Below are 7,458 nucleotides of genomic sequence, written 5' to 3'. Positions count from 1 at the left end.
GTATTGATTTAGGTTTAACCGATCTGTTCATCACATCGGACGGTAAAAAATCCGGCAATCCCCGTCACACCCGACGCTATGAGCAAAGGCTCGCCTACCTTCAGCGTCAACTGGCTAAAAAGCAGAAAGGCAGTAACAATCGAGCCAAAGCAAGGCTCAAGGTTGCCCGTGTCCATGCCAAAATAGCCGACTGCCGGATGGATGCTACCCACAAGGCATCCCGTACACTCATTAACGAAAACCAAGTTGTGTGCGTTGAATCGTTGGATGTGAAGAGCATGATCAAAAATCCAAAGCTGGCAAAACATATCGCAGATGCCAACTGGGGAGAGTTTGTCCGACAACTGAAGTACAAGTCTGAATGGGCTGATCGTACTGTGGTTGAGATAGACCGTTTCTTTCCCAGTTCCAAGCGGTGCTCCTGCTGTGGGTTTGTCCATGAAAGTCTGCCGTTGTCTATTCGTGAATGGGATTGCCCTGAGTGCAATACCCATCACGACAGGGACATAAACGCAGCAAAGAATATAAGAACCGCCGGACTGGCGGGGTTAGCCTGTGGAGCGACTGGAACGGGGATAGCGGCTTAAAAACCGCTATCTTGGGAAGGCGTGTTGAAGCAGGAAGGTTCTTGGAGCGATCTAAGAACCCTCGCCCGATAGGGCGGGGAGTGTCAGCGAATGGTGCCAAAACGACGCAAAAGGCAACGCGCCGAGCCTGATAATGACGCCAGTCGCCATAATACCGGCCCTGCCCCTAAACGACGGGGGAGTGGCTTCATACGAACAACCGCTGTAATTACTCCTTGATATATTTCATAAAGTATTCCAACTCATCTTTTTCAATTTTAATCTTCCTGATATCAATTTCAGATAATTCTATGTAACCTTCACTCTTTAATTTTCAGATTAACTTGGTAAACGCAGTTAGCAATTGATTCAATAACCTTATAAGCCTGACTCATCAATGACGGCAAAATGATCCGTGTGCCGATCAGTTGCCATTAACACGCGGGTGCGAAGTAAGCTTTGCGGTTTTTCATTCGTTTAGAAATAGAGAAGTTAACCTGAATCCTGCTGGATAGTATAAAAGGTATATATTGTGAAAGCGTTGAAACTCGGCATTGTGATGGATCCTATTGCCTCCATCAATTACAAAAAAGACAGCTCCCTTGCCATGCTGCTGGCGGCCAGTCAGAAAGGCTGGCAGCTGTTTTACATGGAACAGGCCGACCTTTATCAGAAAGAAGGTGTTGCCATGGGCAGCGTTAAGCCGTTAACCGTCAATGCTGATCCTGAAAACTGGTTTGCCCTGGATGAGCGCTGTGAGATGCCGCTGGATGCGCTGGATGTCATCCTGATGCGCAAGGACCCGCCCTTTGATATGGAATTCATTTACAGCACTTATCTGCTGGAGCAGGCTCAGGCGGCAGGTACTCTGATTGTGAATAACCCCCGCAGTATCCGTGACTGCAACGAAAAAATGTTTGCCACACTGTTTCCACAGTGCACGCCCCCGGTGATGGTTTCCCGCAGTCCAAGGCTGCTGAAAGAGTTTGCGGCAGAACATGGTGATGTGGTGCTGAAGCCACTGGATGGCATGGGCGGCAGTTCTATTTTCCGGACCCGGCCAGATGATCCGAACTTAAGCGTGATCCTGGAAACCCTGACGGAAATGGGCCAGCATCAGGCCATGATTCAAAAGTTTATCCCGGATATTAAATCCGGTGACAAGCGCATCCTGATGATCGATGGGGAACCCGTCCCGTACTGCCTGGCGCGCATTCCTGCTAACGGAGAACTCCGGGGCAACCTGGCCGCAGGCGGTACCGGTGAAGGACGCCCCCTGAGTGAGCGGGATCTGTGGATTGCCCGTCAGGTAGGGCCCGAGCTGCGCAAGAAAGGCCTGATCTTTGTCGGGCTGGATGTTATTGGCGACTACCTCACAGAAATCAATGTTACCTCACCAACCTGTATCCGTGAGCTGGACAACCAGTTTAAACTCAATATCGCCGGTCAGTTGATGGATAAGATCGAGGAAAAACTCAAGGCCAGGCCCTGACCAGACGATTATTCTATAGACTGTTTTTTTCCAGCAGAATCTTGCCTATAGTCTTAAGTCCGACAGGCTCCCGGGAGCCCTTTGATAGAAGGGCTCAATTGTAGTAATCAGGACGGCTCTGCCATCGGGCTTTACCAGGGAAAGCAGTAATCAGAAAGCTATGACTCAGCCAGCGACCATTTCATCAGCAGCAGTATCGACGGCAGACCGTTTGGGTTTTACCCTTTTTATGGCGGGGGCTCTGCACGTTCTGATCGTGCTGGGGATAACGTTTAGCTTTAATGACAAGCCTGCCCCACCGCCAACCCTGGAAGTGACTCTGGCCAGCTATCAAAGCAAAGAGAAACCCAAAGAAGCCGACTACCTGGCCCAGATCAATCAACAGGGCAGCGGTACTCTGGATGAAAAAGCATTGCCCTCCAGTGACCAGCAGGCACAGTTTCAGGAAGACACCATCAAGGAAGTCAAGCCACAGTCACAAACCGCGGCTCAACCAGAGCAAGCCGTGACAGAACAGACCCGTATTACCACCAGGGCAAAGAGCCAGCAGCAAGTTTCGGCAACCGATGACCGTGAAAAGCAAGAGCCTATTGCCGTTGAAAAAGACAAGCCACGCAAGCACATTGACCTGAAAAATGAAATTGCCAGCCTTGAAGCCCAGTTCCATCAGCAGCGCCAGGAGTTTGCCAAACGCCCTCGTATCAAAAGGCTGACAGCGGCCTCAACCCTGCAGGAAGCCGGGGCATTTTACAAAGAGTCCTGGCGGCGGAAGGTTGAGAAAGTGGGCAACATCAACTACCCGGAAAAGGCACGTAAGCAGAAGCTCTATGGCGAGCTGCGCTTGATGGTTGCCATCAACCGGGATGGCACATTGTCCAATGTTGAGATACTGGATTCATCGGGTTATCGGGTTCTGGACGATGCTGCGGTGCGCATTGTCAGAATGGCTTCGCCCTTTGCCCCATTTGACGACACGCTTAAGAGCTATGATATCGTCGAGATCATACGTACCTGGCGCTTTGAGCCGGGGGATCGACTGTTCAGTCAGTAAAGGCCTGTTGTATTGCGGGAATATAGGTATCAAGACTTGCCATAAATGCCCTTTACCCTGATACTGCCGCTATGAGCAGTGTCCCTTTCCAGAATTTCAAAAGTCACTTTCTTCTTGCCATGCCCGGCATGGCCGACCCTTCTTTTGCTGAAACGCTGACCATTATCTGTGAGCACAGCCCGGAAGGTGCCCTGGGCATTGTGGTGAACCGACCAAGCACTCTGCCGATGAGCGAGATATTCCGACAGATTGGCATTGATCACCATGAGCAGTCAGGCGTGAGTCAGCATGCGGTATACTCTGGAGGCCCGGTATCCCAGGAGAGGGGTTTTGTGCTGAATTCAGGGGAATCCAGCTGGGATGCCAGCTTGCAGATATGCCCCGGGCTGCAACTGGCGACATCAACCGATGTACTGGTGGCCATGGCAAAAGGCAAAGGTCCGAGGCAGGCACTGGTGGCTCTTGGGTATGCAGGCTGGGGCGCGGGTCAGCTGGAAAAGGAAATTTCCGAGAATGTCTGGCTGACCTGTGAGGCCCATCCATCCATTGTTTTCGATACTCCTTACCACCTGAGACTGAGTGCCGCTGCCAGTACACTGGGTGTCAATATCAACCTGATTTCTGATCAGGTTGGCCATGCATAAGTTTCTTTTGAAAAAGCAATGACCGCTAAGAAATTAAGTACCGTACTGGGTTTTGACTTCGGAACCCGTAACATTGGTGTTGCGGCCGGGCAGGTGATTACCCGAACCGCCTCCGCCCTGCCATCGTTAAAAGCAAAAGATGGAATCCCGGACTGGAGCCAGGTTGAAGCCCTGATCATGGAGTGGAAACCCGATGCCATTGTCGTCGGTATTCCATTGAATATGGATGGCTCAGAATCCGACATGTCGCGCCGCGCCAGAAAGTTTGGTAACCGGATTCATGGACGCTTCAACCTGCCATTTTATCCAGCGGATGAACGACTGACGTCTTTTGAGGCCAAAGAATGGGCCAGCAAGCTTGGCCATAAAGGGCATTACGGATCAAACCCTGTGGATGCCATGGCCGCCCAGATTATCCTGGAAGCCTGGCTGAATGATCCTCAGAATGAACATCTTATGAGTCATTAAGACATTGTCTCGCAATAAGTTCCGCATTTGACTGAGGCTTGTTAAGGAATTGTCCCGAAATAATTTCCACATTTTGAACTCGATCTCCGTTCATCCTTCGATACTTCGACAAGCTCAGCACTCAGGACGAACGTAGTTTTGAAACCCAGAAATGTGGAAATTATTTCAGGACAGCTCCTAAGGTCGCTTCCCGCAAAGGCGCAAGCAATCTGTCTTTTACGGGCAGCGCTTATTCCCATCTCAGGTTACAGGCACACCAAGCAGCTCAACAATGACCGGCTGGGTTGCCAATTGCTGCTGTTTGAATTTATAGAATACCTTGATCTTCGCCAGTGGGCTCTGCTGTGAACTGCTCAGTGGCACTGTCCTTGAGTAATCCTGTACCTCATCACCATTTCTTTTACCTCGAATGGTTTTTTGCAGGTTGATATGAAATACCTCACCTTTAGCCAGATAGATACGAGCCTGACGCAAGATGATATCGCCATTGGATATATGGAAACGAAGCTTGCTGTAGGACTCTTCCATCTGGGGAAAAATGGTTAAGGTATTTTCACTGACCCTGGCTTTCGCTGAACCAACGGCTATCCAGTTATCGATAGCCAGGGTACTGATCGGCAGTGCCAACAAAGAGAGAAGCAGTAACGGGCAAAAGCGGTTAAGCATAGGAAATCCTTAGTTCAATCGGGCAACTTGCAATTGATGTACTAGCTTAGCTGATTCTGCTCCAGTGTGAATTTGAACTGACGCTGTTCACCGACAGCGCCTTCCGACAGGTACTCCTGTTCCACCCATTGCAGCTGATGGTGATGATCAATCATCAATACGCTGGTATTGCGGGTACCGTACTCTTTACTGGCAATAAAGCAGCTGGAAATCAGTTTTTCTACCTCTTTGCTGACCCCGGTATCCGGTAATTGTTCCTCCGGTGGTTGATAATTATCGTGCATCAGTTCAATAAGCTGTTTGCTAACGGGGGGGATGGACTCTTTGATTGCCCTGGTAAAGCCAGTACGTGCTCTCATAAGCTTTGGCCATGGTGTGTCCAGCAGGTGGTTGCTCAAACCATAGATCCCGGGGGGGAGAGGAGCAATACTGTGGTCTTTTGCGCGGTTGCTCAAGTAATAAAGGCCGGTTGAATCCATAGTCAGGAGATTGAACCCTGACCATTTATCGCTCTGTTGCTGAACCGCCTGTAAATAGTCAGATGCCGACTGGGAACCTGTGACAAAGTTGGCCACCAGCGCCCCCCTGGAATATAAGCCAGCAGGGCTGGGAACTTCCCTGTAGTTGGTAACGGCAGCAAAGCGGCCATTTTTGTTAATGGCCAGCCAGCTGCCGCCAGCTTCCAGGTCCCGGCCTCCAAAGACATCGGGCGAATCGTTCCAGAAGTCGGTTGCCTGTGTCGGGCGTTGATAAAATTCATCTCGATTGGCCGCCAGAATCAGTGGATACTGGCTATCAGGCTGCCATGAAAAAACTATAAGGCACATGTTGTTGACGATCTTGTGGTGTTATGAAGTCACGCGAGAAATAAATTATCATCCATCCAGCGAAAAAGCACAGGCAAATAATAATGAGTAGACTCAAGGCGGCGGTGGTTCAGGTTTGCTCGGGCCGGGTTGTGGCAAAAAATCTTGCGGATATTGAAAGTCAGTTAACGGCTTATCAACAACAGCAAATAGACATTATTGTATTACCCGAATGCTTTGCCATGCTTGGAGGCCCCCAGGCTGAAGCGGCTCTGCAAGCGGATGAAATAAGGGAATGGATGGCATCAACAGCCAGAACATTGGGTAGCTGGCTTGTGGGCGGTTCAGTACCTGTGCGGGATATTAGTGACGGGCGCAACCATGCCTCATGTCTTGTGTATAGCCCCGCAGGGGATGAAGTCACCTGCTACAACAAAATGCACCTGTTTGATGTCGAGGTATCTGACAGTAAAGGTCGGTATAGAGAATCCGATGATTTTATCCCCGGAGCCGGGTTAGGGCTGGTGGATATTGGTGAGGCAACGATTGGCCTGTCAATTTGTTATGACCTTCGCTTTCCCGAGTTATTTCGCACTCTGGTGGCGCAGGGGGCAACCATATTAACCATACCTTCTGCCTTCACAAAAGTAACCGGTGCAGCCCATTGGGAAGTGCTGTTGAGAGCCAGGGCGATTGAAAACCAATGTTATGTGTTGGCAGCCAATCAGGCGGGTACCCACCCTGATGGCCGACAGACCTATGGCCACAGTATGATCATTTCACCCTGGGGGGATATTCTGGCACAAGCCCCTGCAGAAGGGGCTGCGGTGATTATGGCAGAACTGGATCTGGATGAACTGGCGAGAGTTCGTCGGCGAATGCCTTGCTTAAACCACCGCAGACTCATCCTGGATAGAAAAAAACTTGCCTCGGAGTCACGGAGGCACGGATGAAAGAAAAAATCTTTTCCTCTGTGACTCTGTGGCAAAAAAGGGGCAGTCTATTCTCGGAGCATAATAAGCCTACTAGTTCTGCTACTTAGGGTAGACATTAAGCATCTACTCCCCTCTTCGGGAAGTTAAAGATGGAACCACGAAGGACACCAAGAGCACGAAGAAGAGATTTTCTTTTCCTTCGTGCTCTTGGTGTCCTTCGTGGTTCCATTCAAAAGCCATTGAAAATGGAGGGGTAAGCTTAATGTCCACCCTAAGAGTTCTGCCATTTACACAGCTCCACAAGATCTCTACTGCATAATTTACTGGCAGAACTTTGAAGGTCAATTGCCGGCGAACATATACTGCTACCTGTAGAAGTATATCCACCAAGAGAACTACAAGTACCTGCATCCATACTAACGCACACAGATTCATCAATATACTGTCGCCAGGTAAGCCCTTGATTGATACATTCAAAGGTGTTCTTTGCACCATGGTAAATTATGTTTCCTGCGTGCTCAATTACGCTAATGATTCCGTGATCGACTAATTCTGCCATCTGTTCGGGCAGGGTTTTATCAGTGTAAGTGCAATAAATATCATTGTCATTGTCATTGTCATTGTCATTGTCATTGTCATTGAAGGGATGTATACCGGTAAAATAGGTGAATTGGTCGGTATTAAGGCATCCTGGAGTAATTAATCGTTCACTTAATGACGACGGTTGAACACTGCTTTGGCAGCAATTCCCGATGAACTCTGAAGCACTACAGCCATAAGGGCTGCAGACAAGGTAAAAAAATCATGTCCGCACAATTCTTCAACTAAAA

The 7,458-nt window shown here is 49.5% G+C and carries 8 protein-coding genes; 6 read left to right on the top strand and 2 right to left on the bottom strand.

Going from position 1 to position 7,458, the window contains the following annotated elements; genetic code table 11:
• The 5 genes from ACO6VE_RS23420 to ruvX all read left to right on the top strand — a co-directional run.
• The coding region (locus tag ACO6VE_RS23420; RefSeq protein ID WP_422463796.1) for an RNA-guided endonuclease TnpB family protein at positions 1-587 on the top strand (587 nt) is incomplete at its 5' end.
• 538 nt (positions 588-1,125) lie between these two features.
• On the top strand, positions 1,126-2,058 hold the full coding sequence (gene gshB, locus ACO6VE_RS23415; RefSeq protein WP_422450541.1) for a glutathione synthase: 933 nt from the start codon (positions 1,126-1,128) through the stop codon (positions 2,056-2,058).
• A 160-nt stretch (positions 2,059-2,218) separates the two neighbouring features.
• Complete coding sequence (locus ACO6VE_RS23410; protein ID WP_422449797.1) at positions 2,219-3,109, top strand: energy transducer TonB; 891 nt, start codon at positions 2,219-2,221, stop codon at positions 3,107-3,109.
• Positions 3,110-3,180: 71 nt separating this feature from the next.
• Entirely contained in the window at positions 3,181-3,753 is a 573-nt protein-coding gene (locus tag ACO6VE_RS23405) for a YqgE/AlgH family protein (protein ID WP_422449798.1), read from the top strand.
• A gap of 18 nt (positions 3,754-3,771) precedes the next feature.
• Positions 3,772-4,221, top strand: a complete 450-nt coding sequence (gene ruvX / locus ACO6VE_RS23400; protein ID WP_422449799.1) for a Holliday junction resolvase RuvX — start codon at positions 3,772-3,774, stop codon at positions 4,219-4,221.
• Between the two features lie 240 nt (positions 4,222-4,461).
• Here ruvX and ACO6VE_RS23395 read toward each other — a convergent pair whose 3' ends face one another.
• Together ACO6VE_RS23395 and ACO6VE_RS23390 are read right to left on the bottom strand one after the other, a co-directional pair.
• Positions 4,462-4,887 (bottom strand): hypothetical protein, encoded by a 426-nt coding sequence (locus tag ACO6VE_RS23395; protein WP_101748126.1) that lies wholly within the window; start codon positions 4,885-4,887, stop codon positions 4,462-4,464.
• 41 nt (positions 4,888-4,928) lie between these two features.
• Positions 4,929-5,714 carry an NRDE family protein gene (locus ACO6VE_RS23390; protein ID WP_422463794.1) on the bottom strand — a complete coding sequence of 262 codons (786 nt, stop codon included), beginning with the start codon at positions 5,712-5,714 and terminating at the stop codon, positions 4,929-4,931.
• An 83-nt stretch (positions 5,715-5,797) separates the two neighbouring features.
• Between ACO6VE_RS23390 and ACO6VE_RS23385 the strand changes: the two genes are divergently transcribed.
• The gene (locus ACO6VE_RS23385; RefSeq protein ID WP_422449802.1) at positions 5,798-6,646 is read left to right on the top strand and encodes a carbon-nitrogen hydrolase family protein; all 849 of its coding nucleotides are present in this window, start codon (positions 5,798-5,800) and stop codon (positions 6,644-6,646) included.
• Positions 6,647-7,458 lie beyond the last annotated feature (812 nt).

This window comes from Endozoicomonas sp. ALB115, assembly GCF_049310245.1.
Taxonomy (GTDB): domain Bacteria; phylum Pseudomonadota; class Gammaproteobacteria; order Pseudomonadales; family Endozoicomonadaceae; genus Endozoicomonas.
Note: the sequence above shows the minus strand (reverse complement) of the source record. Positions and strands in the feature narration are given on the sequence as shown.